This window comes from Variovorax sp. PBL-H6, from assembly GCF_901827155.1.
GTDB lineage: Bacteria > Pseudomonadota > Gammaproteobacteria > Burkholderiales > Burkholderiaceae_C > Variovorax.
The window spans coordinates 3131132-3149730 of record NZ_LR594659.1 but is presented as its reverse complement, the minus strand read 5'-3'; the positions used below and the strand labels follow the sequence as shown (position 1 = coordinate 3149730).

Below are 18599 nucleotides of genomic sequence, written 5' to 3'. Positions count from 1 at the left end.
CGTTACGGCGCTTCATGCGACAGAAGTCAACAAGGTCTACAAAGGAACGTTGACAGAAGTACTTACCAGGAGTCCATCATGATCAAGAATTGCCGCCCATGGGGTCTTTGTGCCGTGCTCGCAGGCGTGGCGCTGCTCAGCGGCTGCGTTGCCTATCCGGCGGGCTCCTACGGGTATTCCGAACCCTACTACGGCGATCCGGGGCCGGTCGTGGTCCAGCCGAACGTGTACATCGACGGCACGTATGGCGGCGGCTACTACTCCCGTCCGCGCTATCCCTATCCGTATTACCAAGGGCACCCTGGCTACTACCCGCGTGCGGACCATCCGCGGCCCGGCTGGAGCGGGGCACGCCCCGGGGTTCCCGTGCCGCCGCCGCCGGGCCTCGGCCCGCGGACCGGCGGCGTTGCCGGCACGCAGGTGCCGATTCCTCCGGGGCGCAGTGCGCGCGAGATCAACCGCATGATGACCTCGCCGGACTCTCGCAACCAGACGCCCCCGTGATGGCACGCGCGCATCGTGCACGGTCGCGATAATGGCGGCCATGACGGTACGCGAAATCCTCAAGATGGGCGACCCCCGGCTGCTGCGCACCGCACAGCCGGTTGCTGCCTTCGACACCGACGAGCTTCATCTGCTCGTTCGGGACATGTTCGAGACCATGCACGCGGTGAACGGGGCCGGCCTCGCGGCCCCGCAGATCGGCGTCGACCAGCAGCTCGTGATCTTCGGCACCGACACGGTCAACCCGCGCTATCCAGATGCGCCGGCGGTGCCGCGCACCGTGCTGATCAATCCCGTCATCACGCCGATCGGCGACGAGGAAGATGAGGGTTGGGAAGGCTGCCTTTCGGTACCGGGGCTGCGTGGCGTGGTGCCGCGTTTCGCCCACATCCGCTATACCGGCTTCGACCCCTATGGCGATCCCATCGACCGCACCGTCAGCGGCTTCCATGCGCGCGTGGTGCAGCATGAGGTCGATCACCTGCTGGGCAAGCTCTACCCGATGCGGGTGCGCGATTTCTCGCGCTTCGGCTACACCGAGATCCTGTTCCCGGGCCTCGATGCGGCCGAAGACGAGTAGCGGCGCTCAGTTGTAGCGCCCGCCGTTCCCGCCGATGCTGAAGCGCCCGGCGCCCAGGAAGGCCACGGCCAGCGCGCTGAAGAGGAACATGCCCTGCAGTTCGAGTTCCCAGCCGCCTTGCTTGTTGAGCATGCCGATCTGCTTCGTGTGCACCAGCCAGATGGCAACCAGCATGTTGATCACCGTGATCCAGGCCGCAGGCCGCGTGTAGAGGCCGATGATCAGCAACACCGGCGCGACGATCTCACCGACGTAGACCAGGTAACCCAGCGCCCCCGGCAAGCCATGCGAGACCAGCATGCTGGACGCGAAGCCCACGCCCCCCTTGATCTTGGCAATGCCATGCAGCAGGATCAGGATGCCCACGGCCAGGCGGAGGATGAGCTTGCCGGTATCGTCCGAACGGATCATGTCGAAGCCTTTCTGTTGTTAAAAAAACAGGGCGATTGTGGTCGATTCAGTGCACGGCTTGCTGACCGTCCCCCGATGCCCAGGGGAGACTCCCGCGGGTCGCTCAGGCTGCCAGTGCTTCGAGCAGCTCGGTCTCGATGGTCGCCTGCGTGCGCTGGCCCTGCAGCTCGGGCCCGCTGATCAGGAAGGTGTCCTCGACCCGCTCGCCCAGCGTCGTGATCTTGGCGAGCTGCAGGTTGAGGTGATGCCGCGCCAGCACGCGCGCCACCGAGTACAGGAGGCCCGCGCGGTCGCTGGCCGAGATGTTGAGGAGCCAGCGCTGGGCCTTCTCGTCTGGCAACAGGCTGACCCGAGGCTTGACCGGAAAGCTGCGCACCCGGCGCGACACCCGACCCTTGCTGGGCGAGGGCAGGGGGCCGGCCTCGTCCAGCGTTTTGGCCAGGCCGGTCTCGACCATGCTGATCAGGTCGCGGTAGTGCTCGGGAATGAAGGTGGTGACGATCTGGAAGGTGTCGAGCGCATAGCCGTTGGTGGCCGTGTGCACCTTGGCGTCGAGGATGCTGAAGGACGACTGGTCGAAGTAGCCGCAGATGCGCGCGAACAGATCGGCCTGGTCGGGCGTGTACGCCACCACCTGCAACCCTTCGCCCACCGGCGAGAGCCGGGCGCGCACGATCGCGGGCGCATGCGGGTCCACCGGCACGTTCTTCGGCGGCACGTGGCGCGACAGCTGCTTGGTGTGCCAGGCAATCTCGGAAGCGTCGTGGCGCATGAAGTAGCCCACGTCCAGCGTCTCCCACAGCGGCTTGTGCGCCTCGAAGGGCTGCGCGTACAGGGCCAGCTGCACCAGTGCCTCGCGCTTGCGCGCCTCGACCTCGGCGCCCGGGTCGGGCATGCGGCCGCCCAGGGCACGCAGCGTCGATCGGTAGAGGTCCTCGAGCAGCTTGCCCTTCCACGCGTTCCATACGCGCGGCGAGGTGCCGCGGATGTCGGCGATGGTGAGGAGGTACAGCGCCGTCAGGTAGCGCTCGTTGCCCACGCGCTTGGCGAAACGGCCGATCACCTCGGGATCGCTCAGGTCCTGCTTCTGCGCGACCTGGCTCATCACCAGGTGCTCGGAGACGAGAAACTCGATCAGCCTGGCGTCCTCGCGCGGGATCTCGTGCTGGCGGCAGAAGCGCTGTACGTCGCGTGCGCCGAGCTCCGAATGATCGCCGCCGCGGCCCTTGGCGATGTCGTGGAACAGTGCCGCGACGTAGAGGATCCACGGCTTGTCCCAGCCGCCCGCGAGCTGCGAGCAGAAGGGGTACTCGTGCGCGTGCTCGACGATGAAGAAGCGGCGCACGTTGCGCAACACCATCAGGATGTGCTGGTCGACGGTGTAGACGTGGAACAGGTCATGCTGCATCTGGCCCACGATGCTGCGGAACACGCGCAGGTAGCGGCCCAGCACCGAGGTCTGGTTCATCAGCCTGAAGGCGTGCGTGATGCCGCGCGGCTCCAGCAGGATGCGCATGAAGGTGGCATGGTTCACGCGGTCGTTGCGGAACTTGCTGTCCATCACGTGGCGCGCGTTGTAGAGCGCGCGCAGCGTGCGCGCCGAGAGCCCCTTGACGCCGATGGTCTTCTGGTAGAGCAGGAAGGTCTCGAGGATCGCGTGCGGATCCTTCAGATACAGGTCGTCGCTTGCGACCTCGATCAGCCCGCCCTTCTCGAAGAAGCGCTCGTTGATGCGCGTGGCCTGCTCCTCCTGCGGGTTCAGCCGCTCGGCAATGTTGAGCAGCAGGATCTGGTTGAGCTGCGTCACCGCCTTGGCCGCCCAGTAGTAGCGGCGCATCAGCGCCTCGCTGGACTTGCGCTGCGACTCCCCGGCATAGCCGAAGGTGGCGGCCACCGCGGTCTGCAGGTCGAACACCAGGCGGTCTTCGCGCCGGTTGGCGATCAGGTGCAGGCGGGCACGGATCAGGCTCAGCAGCGCTTCGTTGCGCTTGATCTGCTGTACCTCGAAAGGTGTGGCCAGGCCGTTCTTCGCGAGGTCGTCCCAGCGCCTGCCGAAGCCAGCCGCCTTGGCCACCCACAGGATGGTTTGCAGGTCGCGCAGCCCGCCCGGCGATTCCTTGCAGTTGGGCTCCAGCGCATAGGGCGTGTTCTCGTACTTCTGGTGCCGGTGCCGCATTTCCTGGGTCTTGGCCGCAAAGAAGGCGTGCGGATCGATGTCGGCCAGGAAGCTCTTGCGGAACGCCGCGTAGAGCTTCTTGTCGCCGGCGATGAGGCGCGATTCGAGCAGCGAGGTCTGGACCGTGACGTCCTTCGCGGCCTCTGCCAGGCATTCGTCCACGGTGCGCACGCTCGAGCCGATCTCGAGTCCCGCATCCCAGCAATGGCCGATGAAAGACTCGATGCGTGCCGAGTCGATCTCGGTCGCATGGTCCGCCGGCAGCAGAAGCAGCACATCGACGTCGGAGAAAGGAAACAGTTCGCCGCGACCGAAGCCGCCGACCGCCACCAGCGCCAGGCTGTTTTCGAAGCCGGCGTCCTCCCACAGCCCGATGAGCGCTTCGTCGGCCAGCGCCGCCAGCTGGCGCAGCACGGTGTGGACGCTGCGGGTGGGCGCGCGCGCGCTGCGTGCCTGGTCGTACAGCGCAAGCTTGTGCGTGCGGTAGGCGTCGCGCAGGGAAGCGATGTCCACCATGGCAGCCCGTCGAAGGCCGGAGGCCGCCTTCAAGCCGAGGCGCTGGCGAAGGCAGGCGGCGGCGGGCTCCCGGGCGAGAGCGTGAGCACCTCGTAGCCGCTCTCGGTGACCAGCACCGTGTGCTCCCACTGCGCCGACAGCGAATGGTCGCGGGTGACGATGGTCCAGCCGTCGTACTGGCCGCCGCGCGCGTCTTCCTTGATGTCGCGCTTGCCGGCGTTGATCATCGGCTCGATGGTGAAGGTCATGCCGGGCTTGAGCTCGTCGAGCGTGCCCGGCTTGCCGTAGTGCAGCACCTGCGGCTCCTCGTGGAAACCGCGGCCGATGCCGTGTCCGCAGAACTCGCGCACCACCGAGAAGCCGTTGCTCTCGGCGAAGCGCTGGATGGCGAAGCCGATGTCGCCCAGGTGCACGCCCGGCTTCACCTTGACGATGCCGTGCCACATGGCCTCGTAGGTGAGGGCGCACAGTCGCTTGGCTGCGATCGAAGCGTCGCCGACCACGAACATCCGGCTGGTGTCGCCGTGCCAGCCGTCCTTGATGACCGTGACGTCGATGTTGACGATGTCGCCCTTCTTGAGCGGCTTGTCGTTCGGGATGCCGTGGCACACCACGTGGTTCACCGAGGTGCAGACGGACTTCGGATAAGGCACGCTGGAGGCACCCATGTAGTTGAGGGGGGCGGGGACCGCGCCCTGGACCTGCGTGATGTAGTCGTGCGCGAGCTTGTCGATCTCGTTGGTGGTTGCGCCGGGCTTCACGTGCGGGGTCAGGTAGTCCAGCACTTCGGCTGCAAGGCGGCACGCGGTGCGCATGCCGGCCACGCCCTCTGCGTCTTTGTAGGTGATGCTCATGGGCGGGAATTATCCCATCCGCCCCGTTAAAATTCCGGGCTCGGTGCGGATGGCCCCAGTCAGCGGCCGCCGCCTTCTCTCCTGGTTTCCAATGCGGCCGACGGCCGATCCGATCGTGACCTTGTCCCTGAACGCGTCCTCCCATCTCGTCCCCCCGGTGGTGACTTTCTTCGAGGGCGGCCGCGCTCTCAGCGAGTTCCGCGCCCGGCAATTGCTGCCCGGGTTGCAGGCGATCGAACCGCGCATCGTGGGCGTTTCGGCACACTTCGTGCACCTGGTCGCGACCGAGCAGGCGCTCGAAGGCGCCGAACGCGAGCGCTTCGCCGCCCTGCTGGATTACGGCGAGCCCTTCGAGGCGCCGGCCAAGGCGGGCACCGTGCTGGTTGTCACGCCGCGGCTGGGCACCGTCTCGCCATGGGCCTCGAAGGCCACCGACATCGCCCACAACTGCGGCCTGGCGCTGCGCCGCATGGAGCGTGTCACGCAGTACCACCTGGCGCTCAAGGCCCCGCTGCTGGGCAAGGCGCCGGCAATCGACGAGGACCAACTGGCCACGCTGGCCGCGCTGCTGCACGACCGCATGACCGAATCGGTGCTGACCGGGCTCAGACAGGCGGCGGCGCTGTTCGCCGAATTGCCGGGCCAGTCGCTGGCGCACGTGAATGTGCTGGCCGACGGGCGCGCCGCCCTGGTCAACGCCAACACGCGCTTCGGCCTGGCGCTGGCCGAGGACGAGATCGATTACCTGGTCGACGCCTTCACCCGGCTCGGCCGCAACCCCAGCGACGTCGAGCTGATGATGTTCGCCCAGGCCAACAGCGAGCACTGCCGCCACAAGATCTTCAACGCCGACTTCGTGATCGATGGCCAGCCGCAGCCGCAGAGCCTGTTCTCGATGATCCGGCACACCGAACGCCAGAACCCGCAGCACACGGTGGTGGCCTACGCCGACAACGCCTCGATCATGGAGGGCTCGCAGATCGAGCGCTTCGCTGCCGCCTCGGCCGCCGGCCGCTACGAGAGCCAGGACGCGCTGAACCACGTGCTGATGAAGGTCGAGACGCACAACCATCCCACCGCGATCTCGCCCTTTCCGGGCGCCTCCACCGGTGCCGGCGGCGAGATCCGCGACGAGGGCGCCACCGGCCGCGGCTCCAAGCCCAAGGCAGGGCTGACCGGCTTCACCGTGTCGAAGCTCTGGCCCGCCGAGGGCAGCTACGGCAAGCCCGACCACATCGCCAGCCCGCTGCAAATCATGACGGAGGGTCCGCTCGGCGGCGCCGCCTTCAACAACGAGTTCGGCCGGCCCAACCTGCTGGGCTACTTCCGCGAGTACGAGCAGGCCATCGCGAGCGACCGGGACACGCTGCAGCGGGGCTACCACAAGCCGATCATGATCGCGGGCGGCCTGGGCAGCATCGATGCGACCCAGACGAAGAAGATCCAGTTTCCCGCGGGCACGCTGCTGGTGCAGCTGGGCGGCCCCGGCATGCGCATCGGCATGGGTGGCAGCGCGGCGAGCTCGATGGCCACTGGCGACAATGCGGCCGAACTGGACTTCGACTCGGTGCAACGCGGCAATCCCGAAATCGAAAGACGCGCCCAGGAGGTCATCAATCATTGCTGGCAGCAGGGCGCGGCGAACCCGATCCTGGCGATCCATGACGTGGGCGCGGGCGGACTGAGCAATGCCTTCCCCGAGCTCACCAACGACGCGGGCCGCGGGGCGCGCTTCGACCTGCACGCCGTGCCGCTGGAGGAATCGGGCATGGCGCCGAAGGAGATCTGGTGCAACGAGAGCCAGGAGCGCTATGTTCTGGCGATTGCGCCGGAGTCGCTGGGCGAGTTCCAGGCAATCTGCGAGCGGGAACGGTGTCCGTTTGCCGTGGTGGGAGAGGCAACGGAAGAGCGGCAACTGATCGTTGCGGACGAGGGCACCCCCGCCGTCGACATGCCCATGGATGTCCTCCTTGGCAAGCCTCCCAGGATGCTGCGCGACGTGAAAAGCGTGGCGCGCGAGTTCAAACCGCTCGACCTCACCGGCGTCGACCTGCAGAAGGCCGCCATCGACGTTCTCTCCAACCCTACCGTCGCCTCCAAGCGCTTCCTCGTCACCATCGGCGACCGTACCGTCGGCGGCCTCAGTCACCGCGATCAGATGGTCGGCCCCTGGCAGGTGCCGGTGGCCGACTGCGCCGTGACCCTGGCCGACTACAAGGGCTTCGCCGGCGAGGCCATGAGCATGGGCGAGCGCACGCCGCTCGCCGCGCTCGACGCGCCAGCCTCCGGCCGGATGGCGGTGGCCGAGGCCATCACCAACCTGCTGGCCGCGCCCATCGAGCTCTCGCGCGTCAAGCTCTCGGCCAACTGGATGGCGGCCTGCGGCGAGCCGGGCGAGGATGCGGCGCTGTACGAGACGGTGAAGGCCGTGGGCCTGGAGCTTTGTCCCGCGCTCGGCATTTCGATTCCTGTCGGCAAGGATTCGCTGTCCATGCGCACCCAGTGGCGAGACAAGGGCGAGCAGAAGAAGGTCAGCTCGCCCGTGAGCCTGATCGTGAGCGCCTTCGCCACCCTGGCCGACGTGCGGGGCACCTTGACGCCGCAGCTGGATGCCGGCGAGCCCGACAGCACGCTGGTCCTGATCGACCTCGGCCACGGCCGGCAGCGCATGGCTGGCAGCATCCTGGCCCAGACCTTGGCGCAAAGCGGCGACGTGGTGCCGGATCTCGATGACCCGCAGGACCTCGTCAAGCTGGTCGCGGCCGTCAACGCCCTGCGGGCCGAAGGAAAGATACTCGCCATGCACGACCGCAGTGACGGCGGCCTGTTTGCTGCCGCCTGCGAGATGGCCTTTGCCGGCCACGTGGGCGTCGCCCTCAACATCGACCTGCTGGTGACCGAGGGCGACGGCATCAGCGACAGCCGTGCCGACTACGGCGATGCCAAGAACTGGGCCGGCCAGGTCAGCGCCCGGCGCGAAGAGCTCAGTCTGAAGGCGCTCTTCAACGAAGAGCTCGGCATGCTGCTGCAGGTGCGCACCGCCGAGCGCAACGAAGTGATGCAGACACTGCGCGCGCACGGCCTCAGCACCCACAGCCATTTCGTCGGCAAGACCCGGCCAGACGCCTCTGCCATCGACGCCGGCAAGGGCAAGGTAGAAGTCTGGCGCGACGCCAAGGCCATCTTCAGCGCCAGCCTGCACGACCTGCACCAGGTCTGGGATGCGGTGAGCTGGAAGATCTGCCGCGAGCGCGACAACCCGGACTGTGCCGACGCCGAGCATGCCGCAGCCGGCGAGCCGCAGGACCCCGGTCGTCACGTGCACCTGGTGCCGGGCGTGGAAGAGAACGTTGCCGCGCCTTTCCTCAACCTGGCGCGGCCCAAGGTCGCGATCCTGCGCGAGCAGGGCGTCAACTCGCACGTCGAGATGGCCTATGCCTTCCATGAGGCGGGCTTCGACTCCTTCGACGTCCACATGACCGACCTGCAGTCCGGCCGCGCCGACCTGGCCGACTTCAAGGGCGTCGTGGCCTGCGGCGGGTTCAGCTACGGCGACACCTTGGGCGCCGGCATCGGCTGGGCGCGCAGCATCACCTTCAACCCGAAGCTTAGTGAGCAGTTCGAGGCCTTCTTCGGCCGCGCCGACACCTTCGGCCTGGGCGTGTGCAACGGCTGCCAGATGTTCGCCGAGCTGGCCGACATCATTCCGGGCGCCGAGGACTGGCCGCGCTTCACCACCAACCAGAGCGAACGTTTCGAGGCGCGGCTCGCAACGGTCGAGGTGCTCGATTCGCCCAGCCTGTTCTTTGCAGGCATGGCCGGCAGCCGGCTGCCCATCGCGGTCGCGCACGGCGAGGGCTACGCGAACTTCAAGCAGCGCGGCGACCCGGCCAAAGCCATTGCGGCGATGCGCTTCGTCGACAACCAGGGCCAGCCGACCGAGCGCTATCCGTTCAATCCCAACGGCAGTGCCGGCGGCCTGACGGCCGTGACCACCGCCGACGGCCGCTTCACCGCGGTGATGCCGCATCCGGAGCGCGTGTTCCGCAACATCCAGATGAGCTGGACCTCGGGCGACCAGAGCACACTGAGCCCCTGGATGCGGATCTGGCGCAATGCGCGGAAGTGGGTTGGCTGACGAGGCCGATGCCCCAAAAAAAAGCGGCCTGCAGGCCGCTTTTTTTCTGAAGCCGTAAAGCCCTATTCGACCTTCGCCTTCGCCCGCAGCTCTTCCTGGTACTTCTGCAGGCGTTGCTGCTGCAGCTGCTGCACGATCTGCGGCTTGACCTCTTCCAGCTTGGGCAGCTGGGCCTGGCGGATGTCGTCGACGCGGATGATGTGATAGCCGAACTGCGACTTGACTGGCGCGGGGGTTGTCTCACCCTTCTTGAGCTTGATCATCGCCTCCGAGAACTCGGGCACGAAGCTGGCGGGCGCGGCCCAGTCGAGGTCGCCGCCGTTGGCGCCGGAGCCCGGGTCCTTGCTCTGCTTCTTGGCCAGGTCCTCGAACTTGGCGCCCTTCTTGAGGTCGGCCAGGATCTTCTGGGCCTGGTCTTCCTTCTCGACCAGGATGTGGCGGGCCTTGTATTCCTTGCCGCCATTGGCCGCGGCGAACTTGTCGTACTCGGCCTGCGCGTCGGCATCGGACACCGCATTGGCCTTGCGGTAGTTCTCGAACAGCTGGCGGATCAGGATGGCCTGGCGTGCCAGCTCGAGCTGGTTCTTGTAGTCGTCGGTGCCGTCCAGGCCCTGCTTCTGGGCTTCCTGCATGAAGACCTCGCGGGCGACCACTTCCTCGCGCAGCTGGCCCTGCATCTCGGGCGTGACGGGGCGGCCGGCGGCCGCCAGTTGCTGGGCTAGCACGTCCATGCGCGCCTTGGGCACCGGCTTGCCGTTGACGATGGCCGCGTTCTGCGCAAAAACGGGGAGGGCAGCCATAAGAGCGGCGGCGGCTGCAGCCTGCAGGAGATGTTTCTTCATAGAGGGGAGGGTACTTTTGCCGCCCGGAGGGCGGGAATCAAAGCGCTTCAAAGCGTCTCGATGGCGATGGCGTGAAGGCCCTGTGCGATGAAAAGTTGCAGCGCATCATACACAAGCCGATGGCGTGCCACGCGCGGCTTTCCTTCGAAAAGGGGAGAGGCAATCCGCACCCGGAAATGAGTGCCGTAGCCCTCGGCATTGGCACCCGCATGGCCGGCATGCGCCGCGCTTTCGTCGATGACTTCGAGCACGGTCGGATGCAGCGCGGCCCGCAGGTGCGCTTCCAGGTCGGTGGCGGTGGGAAGCATCAAGAAGCCTCCCCCAGGCTTGTCACTTTGCGTACTGCGCGCAACCCCTCCTGAAGGAGGGGACGAGCACCTTCGGGCGGCCGTGCGGTGCTCATGCTGCAGGCTTGTCCGATTTGAGGTGCGGCGAGATGTAAAGCCCTTGCGCCACCAGGAACACGATCGGGAACGCGTAGCCCCACAGCTTGAAGTTCACCCACGCCTCGGTGCTGAAGTAGGCCGCGACGTAGCCGTTGATCGCGGCCATGAACACGCAGTAGGCGATCCATGCGACATTGAGCCGGCCCCAGACCGGCACCGGCAGCTCGAGCTGTGCGCCCAGCAGCATCTTGAGAAAATTCTTCTTGAAGACCCACAGCGCGACCGCCAGCGCCACCGCCATGGCACCGTAGAGCACGGTCGGCTTCCACTTGATGAAGCGGTCGTCGTGCAAGACCAGCGTGAGCGAGCCGAAGAGCAGGATGAGCACCAGCGTGGCTTTCTGCATCGGCGCCAGGCGACGCTCGGTGAACCACACGATCCCCATCTGCAGTACGGTGGCCGCCATCAGCACGCCAGTCGCGGTGTAGATGTCGTAGAGCTTGAAGGCGCCGAAGAACAGCAGGATCGGGAAGAAGTCGAGCAGGACCTTCATCTTCAGCGCTTCTGGAAATCGAGCGAGGCGGAGTTCATGCAATAGCGCAGGCCGGTCTCGGTCGGGCCATCCGGGAACACATGGCCGAGGTGGGCGCCGCAGTTGGCGCAGACGTTCTCGGTGCGGACCATGCCGTGCGAGCGGTCGACGATGTTCTTGATGGCACCAGGCACCGCCTCCTGCGAGAAGCTGGGCCAGCCGCAGCCGGCGTCGAACTTGGTGGCGGATTCGAACAGCTTGGCGCCGCAGCAGACGCAGTGATAGGTGCCGTCCTCCCAATGCGCCTCGTACTTGCCGGTGAAGGGGCGTTCGGTGGCGGCATGGCGCGTGACCTCGAAGGCGCCGCGCTCGGCGCCTTTCTCGGCCAGGAGGGCTTTCCATTCGGCGTCGGTTTTCTGGACGGGTGCAGTCATGATGAGCAGCTGATTTCGATCGTGGAAGCCCAGTCGGGCGGGAAGCCGGCATAGGCCTCGTGGCCGGCGTGGTCTTCAAATGGGGTTTCGAGCAGCTTCAGCAAGGTGGCCACCGCCGAGAAGTCCTTGCGCTGCGCCGATTCGATGGCCTGCTGGCCCAGATGGTTCCTGAGTACGAATTTCGGATTGGCGCTCCGCATGGATTGTGCCGCCTGGGCGGCCGGCACCTGCGCGTGGCGCTGCGAAAAAGCCTGCAGCCAGCCGTCGATGCCAGCCCGGTCGAGGAACAGGTCGCGCACGGCCGCCACGTCGCCCCCGGCCTTTTGGTCGGCGAGGCGCCGCCAGAAGATGGTGTAGTCCACCTTCTCCAGCGCCAGCAGCTTGAGCACGCCTTCTATCAGCGCGCGGTCGTCCGCCGTGGACTCCGGCAGGCCGAGCTTGGCGCGCATCCGAGCCTCGTAGGCTTGCGGGAACACCGTCTTGTACGACTCCAGCGCGGCCACAGCGACCTCCTGGTCGCCGATCAGCGGCAGCAGCGCCTGGGCCAGGCAGAACAGGTTCCAGTAGGCGACGTTCGGCTGCTGGTTGTAGGCATAGCGTCCGCCCGTGTCGCTGTGGTTGCAGACGTGGCCCGGGTCGAAACCGTCAAGGAACTGGAAGGGACCGTAGTCGATGGTGAGCCCGAGGATGCTCATGTTGTCGGTGTTCATCACACCGTGGCAGAAGCCCACCGCCTGCCACTGCGCGAGCAGCGCCGCGGTGCGCTCGCTCACCGCCTCCAGGAAGGCCGCGTAGGCATTGCCGCCGAAGCGCGCGAAGCGTGCGTCATGGCGGCAGGCCGGGTAGAAGCGGTCGATCACGAAGTCGGCCAACGCGCGCAGCTCGTCGACGCGGTTGGCGGCCGCGAAATGCTCGAAATGGCCGAAGCGGATGAAGCTGGGCGCGGCGCGCGTCACCACGGCGGCGGTCTCGATTTCCTCACGCACCACCTGCGCATCGGAGCCTGTCACGCACAGCGCGCGCGTGGTGGGTATGCCGAGGGCGTGCATGGCCTCGCTGCAGAGGAACTCGCGAATGCTGGAGCGCAGCACCGCCCGGCCATCGCCCATGCGCGAGTAGGGTGTGCGGCCCGCGCCCTTGAATTGCAGCTCCCAGCCGCTCGCAGTTTCACCCAGCAGGATGGCGCGACCATCGCCCAACTGGCCGGCCCAGACGCCGAATTGGTGGCCGCTGTAGACGCTGGCCAACGGCCGGGTTCCCGCGATCGGCACATTGCCGGTAAAGGCGGCGGAGCCGTCTTCCGAATGAAGGTGGGCTTCGTCGAGCCCGATCTCGCGCGCCAACGCGTGGCTGCGTCCGACCCAATACGGCTTGGGCAGTGGGGTGGGACGGAGCTCTGTAAAGAAGGCGGGGCCCAGGGTCGCGAAGCCGGCGGTCCAGTCGAGTCCGAGGTCGACCACGTCCGCTTCGTCTGCAAGGATGCTCATGCGGGGGATTGTCCCGTACCGACCTAAACCCCGGGCTGAAGGGGCCATCGGCGCTTCACGGCGTTTCTGTTTCCATTTGTTCAGGCAGGGCGCTGCGCCACGGTTTCCGCGGCCCGAACCGGTAGAGTTCGGCGTCGCGCTCGCTCGGGCACCACACCTCCAGGTCTTTCCCCTCTCCCATGTCCAGTCTCATCGTCCACGGCGGCACGCCCCTGCGCGGCCGGATCAGTCCTTCGGCCAACAAGAACGCGGTGCTGCCCGTGCTGTGCGCCACCTTGCTCACCCACGAGCCCTTGCGCCTGCACGGCGTGCCTGACATCACCGACGTGCGCAAGATCCTCGAGATCTTCAGCGCCCTGGGAAGCGATGTGCGGCTCGACCGCGAGGCGGGCACGCTGGACCTGCATCACCGCGACACCGCCTTCGACGCCGCGCGCCACCGGCTGCCGGAGGAGATGCGATCCTCGATCATGCTGGTGCCGCCGCTGCTCGCCCGCTTCGGCGTGGCGAGGCTGGAGGACAACGTCAAGGGCTGCACCCTGGGGGTGCGCGAGATCGATCCGCATGTGGAGGTCTTCCGCCACTTCGGCGGCCGCGTCGAACGCACCGAAGGCTCGCTGCTGGTGCGCCTGGCCGATGGCATGCGGCCGGTGGACCATTGGCTGGACTACGCCTCCGTCACCACCACCGAGAACTTCGTGCTCTGCGCGGTAGCTGCCGCGGGCACCTCGACGCTGACCAATGCGGCCTCGGAGCCCCACGTGCAGGAGTTCTGCCGCTTCATGACGATGATGGGCGCGCGCATCGAGGGCATCGGCACGTCCAAGCTGACCGTGCAGGGCGGCGCGCCGCTGGCTGGCGGGGAATTCCGCTTCGACGAGGACTTCCACGAAATCACCACCTTCCTGGCGCTCGGCGCCATCACCGGCGGCGAAGTGCAGGTGCGCAACAGCGCGCCGGAGCAGTTCCCGCTGATCGACCGCACCTTTGCCAAGTTCGGCGTCCGGATCGAGCACCGCGACGGCTGGTCCCAGGCCCACCGCAGCGGACCGCTGAAGGTCCAGGCCCCGTTCACGGCCAACGTGCTGACCAAGGTCGAGGCCGCCCCCTGGCCCTACTTCCCGGTCGACCTGCTGCCCATCTTCATCGCGCTGGGGGTGCGCGCCGAGGGCAACGCGATGTTCTGGAACAAGGTCTACGACGGCGCGCTGGGCTGGACCGGCGAGCTCTCGAAGTTCGGCGCCCATGTGTTCTCGTCCGACCCGCACCGGCTGATCACCTTCGGCGGCGGGCCGCTGGCGCCGGCCGTGGTCGAGAGCCCGTACATCATCCGCGTGGCGATTGCGCTCTTCATGGTCGCGGCGAGCATCGAGGGACGCTCGGAAATCCGCAACGCGGCGCCGATCCGGCGCGCCCATCCGCGTTTCGTGGAGAACCTGCGCAGCCTGGGGGTGCGCGTGGAGTGGACGCAGGACGAGTAGGCGCCGCCGCGGCCATCCCGGCTGCAGCGTCGAGGGGAGCTCCTTGGGGGCAGTCTGCGGGTTTCTGTCATTGTGGGATCGCCCGAAGATTGCGTGAATCGCAAGGTGCCGGAGCGCTACCGCACGGCATGCGAAATTTTTCCAAGATCTGTTGTTCGAAGGAGCCTCCCGATGCTGGGTTTGATGCAGGACCAACCATTGCTGATCTCGTCGTTGATCGAGTTCGCCGAACGCCACAACGGCGACGGGGAAATCGTCTCGCGGCGGGTCGAAGGCGACATCCACCGCAGCACCTGGCGCCAGATCGCCTCCCGGGCACGCCAGGTGGCCAATGCGCTGGACCAGGAACAACTGCTCTTCAGCGACCGCGTGGCAACCCTGGCCTGGAACGGCCATCGCCACCTGGAGCTGTACTACGGCGTCAGCGGCAGCGGACGGGTGCTGCACACCGTCAACCCTCGGCTGCATCCCGACCAGATTGCCTGGATCGCCAACCATGCCGAAGACCAGATCCTGTGCTTCGACCTTAGCTTCCTGCCGCTGGTCCAGGCCGTGCACGCCAAGTGCACCACGGTCAAGAAATGGATCGCGCTGTGCGACGCAGACAAGCTGCCGACCGATACCGGCATTGCCAACCTGGTGAGCTACGAGGCCTGGATGGGCCCTCTGTCCGACCGGTACGACTGGCCCATCTTCGACGAGAACTCGGCGTCGAGCATGTGCTACACGAGCGGCACCACGGGCAACCCCAAGGCCGCGCTCTACAGTCACCGCTCGACCCTGCTGCATGCCTACGCGGCAGCGCTGCCGGACGTGATGAACCTGTCGGCTCGCGACTCTGTGCTGCCGGTGGTGCCGATGTTCCACGTCAACGCCTGGGGCATCCCGTATTCGGCAGCGCTCACCGGCTGCAAGCTGGTGTTCCCCGGCCCCGCGCTGGACGGGAAGTCGGTCTACGACCTGATCGAGAGCGAGGGCGTCAGCTTCGCGGCCGGCGTGCCCACGGTCTGGCAGATGCTGCTGGGCCACATGCAGGCGCAGGACCTGAAGTTCTCCACCCTCAAGCGCACCGTGATCGGCGGCTCGGCCTGCCCCCCGGCCATGATCAATGCCTTCCAGCAGCAGTATGGCGTCGAGGTGCTGCACGCCTGGGGCATGACCGAGATGTCGCCGCTGGGCACGCTGTGCACCTTGAAGAACAAGCACCTGTCGCAGTCGCAGGCGCAGCAGACGGCGATCCGCATGAAGCAGGGCCGTGCCATCTTCGGCGTCGACATGAAGATCGTCGACGGCGACGGCAAGGAACTGCCGTGGGACGGCAGGGCCTCCGGCGACCTGCTCGTCAAAGGCCCCTGGGTGGTCAAGGAATACTTCAAGGGCGAGGGTGGCGACCCGCTGCTGCCGGACGCGCGGGGCCGCGGCTGGTTCCCCACCGGCGACGTCGCAACCGTCGACCCCGATGGCTACCTGCAGATCACCGACCGCAGCAAGGACGTGATCAAGTCAGGCGGCGAATGGATCAGCTCCATCGACATCGAAAACATTGCCGTGGCGCATCCTGCGGTTGCCATGGCCGCCTGCATCGGCGTGCCGCACCCCAAGTGGGACGAGCGGCCGATCGTGGTCGTGGTGAAGAAGCCAGGGGCCGAGCTCAGCCGCGAGGAACTGCTGGCGTTCTACGGCGGCAAGACGGTGGCCAAGTGGCAAGTACCGGACGACGTGGTCTTCGTCGAGGCCATTCCACTGGGTGCCACCGGCAAGATCCTCAAGACGAAATTGCGCGAGCAGCTGCGCGGCTACAAGCTGCCGGAGTGCTGAAGCCTCGAGATCCTACCGACGGGTAGCACCAGCAAGGTGCGACCCTGTCGCGTGGGTGATAGAAAGCGCCTCCGGGGCCGGGCTCTTACGGGCATTCCCTGACGGGCGGGGGTGCAAAGAACAGTAACCTCATCTCGCATTGCAGCATGACCAGGAGACACAAATGAAGTTCGCTCTGAGACTCGCAACCGCGGCCGTCCTCGCCGCCACCGCCACCGGCGCTCTGGCCCAGAAGGGCGAGACCGTCAAGATCGCCTGGCTCGATCCGCTGTCCGGCCTGATGGCCGCGGTGGGCACGAACCAGCTCAAGACCTACCAGTTCCTGGCGGAGGAGTTCAACAAGAAGAACGTTGCAGGCGTCAAGTTCGAGATCATCGGCATCGACAACAAGCTCAGCCCCCAGGAGACCACCAATGCGCTGCGTTCGGCCCAGGACCAGGGCGCACGCTATGTGCTGCAGGGCAACGGCTCGGGTGCCGCGCTGGCCATCATCGACGCGCTCGAGAAGCACAACGCGCGCAACCCCGGCAAGGAGGTGCTGTACATCAACTACGCCGCCGTCGACCCGGACCTCACCAACAGCAAGTGCAGCTACTGGCATTTCCGCCTGGACGCCGACACCTCCATGAAGATGGAGGCGCTGACCACCTTCATGAAGGACCAGCCCGACGTCAAGAAGGTCTACCTGCTCAACCAGAACTACTCGCACGGCCAGCAGGTCGCCAAGTTCGCCAAGGAGGACCTGAAGGTGAAGCGGCCCGACGTGCAGATCGTCGGCGAAGACCTCCACCCCCTGGCGCAGGTGCGCGACTTCGCGCCCTACATCGCCAAGATCAAGGCCTCCGGCGCCGACACCGTGATCACCGGCAACTGGGGCTCCGACCTGGCGCTGATGATCAAGGCGGCCAACGACTCCGGGCTGAACAACGTCAAGTTCTACACCTACTACGGGACCGTCAGCGGTACGCCGACCGCGATGGGCGCGGCCTCGGCCGGCAAGGTGTACCAGGTGGGCTACGGCCACTACAACATGGGCGGCGAGATCCAGCGCCTGGCCGAGGCGTTCAACAAGAAGTTCAACGAGGACCTCTACACCTCGTCGGCCTACACCGCCTTCGTGATGCTGAGCGAAGCCTTCGTCAAGGCCAAGTCGACCGATCCGGTGAAGGTCGCGGCGGTGCTGGAAGGCATGAAGTTCAAGAGCTTCAACGGCGAGGTCGAGATGCGCAAGACCGACCACCAGCTCCAGCAGGGGCTGTACATCGCCAAGTGGGAGAAGGCAGAAGGCAAGTACAAGGTCGATGCCGAGAACACCGGCTACACCTTCGTCCCCGTCAAGTACTACGAGCCCTACGTGGCCAGCACGCCGACCTCGTGCCAGATGAAGCGACCCAGCCCCTGATGGCTTGAACAGGCCCCAGCAGTGCGGTCGAGGCCCGACTTCAACACTCGGGCCTTTTTCTTTTCTCCTTCCTTCTGAGGAACGATGAACCTCGAATTCTTCGTCATCTCGCTGCTCAACGGCGTCAGCTATGGGCTGCTGCTGTTCATGCTGAGCTCCGGCCTGACGCTGATCTTCAGCATGATGGGCGTGCTCAATTTCGCGCACACCAGCTTCTACATGCTCGGGGCCTACGTGGCCTACACGCTGTCCGGGATCATCGGCTTCTGGCCGGCCCTGTTCATCGCGCCGTTGCTGATCGGCGCGCTCGGCGCCGGCTTCGAGCGCTACAGCCTGCGGCGCGTGCACAAGTACGGCCATGTGCCGGAGCTGCTCGTGACCTTCGGCCTGTCCTACCTGATCCTCGAGCTGGTGCAGCTGGTCTGGGGCCGCTCGACCGTGCCCTACGGCCTGCCACCGCAGCTGCAGGGGCCGTTCTTCACGCTCTACGGCACCCAGTTCCCCAAGTCGCGCTCCTTCATCATGCTGGTGTCGCTCTTGATGCTGGTGTCGGTGTGGCTGCTGTTGACGCGCACCCGTATCGGGCTGGTCATCCAGGCCGCGCTCAAGCACCCCGAGATGGTCGAGGCGCTGGGCCACAACGTCCCGCGCGTGTTCATGCTGGTGTTCGGCGGTGGCGCGGCGCTGGCGGGCCTGGCCGGTGTGGTGGGCGGCAACACCTACGTCACCGAGCCGGCGATGGCTGCCTCGGTCGGCTCCATCATCTTCGTGGTGGTGGTGGTCGGCGGCATGGGCTCGCTGGCCGGCGCCTTCCTGGCCTCGCTGCTGATCGGGATCATCCAGACCTTCGCGGTGGCGATGGACCAGTCGCTCGCCACCGGCCTGCAGGCGATCGGCGTGGCGGTGAGCGAGCAGACCTTCGGCTACGAGCTGCTCAAGCTCACGATCTCGCAGGTGGCGCCGATCCTGCCGTACCTGTTCCTGGTCCTGATCCTGATCTTCAGGCCCAAGGGCCTGCTCGGCACGCGGGAAGATTGA

The 18599-nt window shown here is 66.4% G+C and carries 15 protein-coding genes; 7 read left to right on the top strand and 8 right to left on the bottom strand.

Translation table 11 applies throughout. From position 1 onward, the window contains the following. Positions 1-78 precede the first annotated feature (78 nt). Positions 79-504, top strand: a complete 426-nt coding sequence (locus tag G3W89_RS14750; RefSeq protein ID WP_162574849.1) for a hypothetical protein — start codon at positions 79-81, stop codon at positions 502-504. Positions 505-544: 40 nt separating this feature from the next. Next, positions 545-1084 carry a peptide deformylase gene (gene def / locus G3W89_RS14745; RefSeq protein ID WP_232076548.1) on the top strand — a complete coding sequence of 180 codons (540 nt, stop codon included), beginning with the start codon at positions 545-547 and terminating at the stop codon, positions 1082-1084. 6 nt (positions 1085-1090) lie between these two features. On the opposite strand, the gene G3W89_RS14740 is transcribed toward def, so the two are convergent. The 3 genes from G3W89_RS14740 to map all read right to left on the bottom strand — a co-directional run bounded on the left by G3W89_RS14740 (position 1091) and on the right by map (position 5041). Then, complete coding sequence (locus tag G3W89_RS14740) at positions 1091-1495, bottom strand: DoxX family protein (protein ID WP_162574846.1); 405 nt, start codon at positions 1493-1495, stop codon at positions 1091-1093. 103 nt (positions 1496-1598) lie between these two features. Continuing rightward, positions 1599-4187, bottom strand: coding sequence for a [protein-PII] uridylyltransferase (locus G3W89_RS14735; RefSeq protein ID WP_162574844.1), 2589 nt, complete (start codon positions 4185-4187; stop codon positions 1599-1601). Positions 4188-4216: 29 nt separating this feature from the next. Beyond that, complete coding sequence (gene map, locus G3W89_RS14730; protein WP_162574842.1) at positions 4217-5041, bottom strand: type I methionyl aminopeptidase; 825 nt, start codon at positions 5039-5041, stop codon at positions 4217-4219. Between the two features lie 115 nt (positions 5042-5156). Between map and purL the strand changes: the two genes are divergently transcribed. After that, complete coding sequence (gene purL / locus G3W89_RS14725; protein ID WP_232076546.1) at positions 5157-9179, top strand: phosphoribosylformylglycinamidine synthase; 4023 nt, start codon at positions 5157-5159, stop codon at positions 9177-9179. Between the two features lie 62 nt (positions 9180-9241). Here purL and G3W89_RS14720 read toward each other — a convergent pair whose 3' ends face one another. The 5 genes from G3W89_RS14720 to G3W89_RS14700 form a co-directional block, all read right to left on the bottom strand. Next, entirely contained in the window at positions 9242-10021 is a 780-nt protein-coding gene (locus tag G3W89_RS14720) for a peptidylprolyl isomerase (RefSeq protein ID WP_162574841.1), read from the bottom strand. A gap of 47 nt (positions 10022-10068) precedes the next feature. Further along, positions 10069-10329, bottom strand: a complete 261-nt coding sequence (locus tag G3W89_RS14715) for a BolA family protein (protein ID WP_162574839.1) — start codon at positions 10327-10329, stop codon at positions 10069-10071. 91 nt (positions 10330-10420) lie between these two features. After that, the gene (locus G3W89_RS14710) at positions 10421-10960 is read right to left on the bottom strand and encodes a septation protein A (protein ID WP_162574837.1); all 540 of its coding nucleotides are present in this window, start codon (positions 10958-10960) and stop codon (positions 10421-10423) included. Positions 10961-10962: 2 nt separating this feature from the next. Beyond that, complete coding sequence (msrB, locus tag G3W89_RS14705; protein ID WP_162574835.1) at positions 10963-11373, bottom strand: peptide-methionine (R)-S-oxide reductase MsrB; 411 nt, start codon at positions 11371-11373, stop codon at positions 10963-10965. Next, positions 11370-12860 carry a protein adenylyltransferase SelO gene (locus tag G3W89_RS14700; RefSeq protein ID WP_162574833.1) on the bottom strand — a complete coding sequence of 497 codons (1491 nt, stop codon included), beginning with the start codon at positions 12858-12860 and terminating at the stop codon, positions 11370-11372. The genes msrB and G3W89_RS14700 overlap by 4 nt, the downstream gene beginning before the upstream one ends. A gap of 179 nt (positions 12861-13039) precedes the next feature. Between G3W89_RS14700 and G3W89_RS14695 the strand changes: the two genes are divergently transcribed. The 4 genes from G3W89_RS14695 to G3W89_RS14680 all read left to right on the top strand — a co-directional run bounded on the left by G3W89_RS14695 (position 13040) and on the right by G3W89_RS14680 (position 18599). Continuing rightward, on the top strand, positions 13040-14341 hold the full coding sequence (locus G3W89_RS14695) for a UDP-N-acetylglucosamine 1-carboxyvinyltransferase (RefSeq protein WP_162574831.1): 1302 nt from the start codon (positions 13040-13042) through the stop codon (positions 14339-14341). 171 nt (positions 14342-14512) lie between these two features. Further along, positions 14513-16159, top strand: coding sequence for a 3-(methylthio)propionyl-CoA ligase (locus G3W89_RS14690; protein WP_162574829.1), 1647 nt, complete (start codon positions 14513-14515; stop codon positions 16157-16159). Between the two features lie 163 nt (positions 16160-16322). Continuing rightward, complete coding sequence (locus G3W89_RS14685; protein WP_162574827.1) at positions 16323-17561, top strand: branched-chain amino acid ABC transporter substrate-binding protein; 1239 nt, start codon at positions 16323-16325, stop codon at positions 17559-17561. Between the two features lie 84 nt (positions 17562-17645). Further along, positions 17646-18599 (top strand): branched-chain amino acid ABC transporter permease, encoded by a 954-nt coding sequence (locus G3W89_RS14680; RefSeq protein ID WP_162574825.1) that lies wholly within the window; start codon positions 17646-17648, stop codon positions 18597-18599.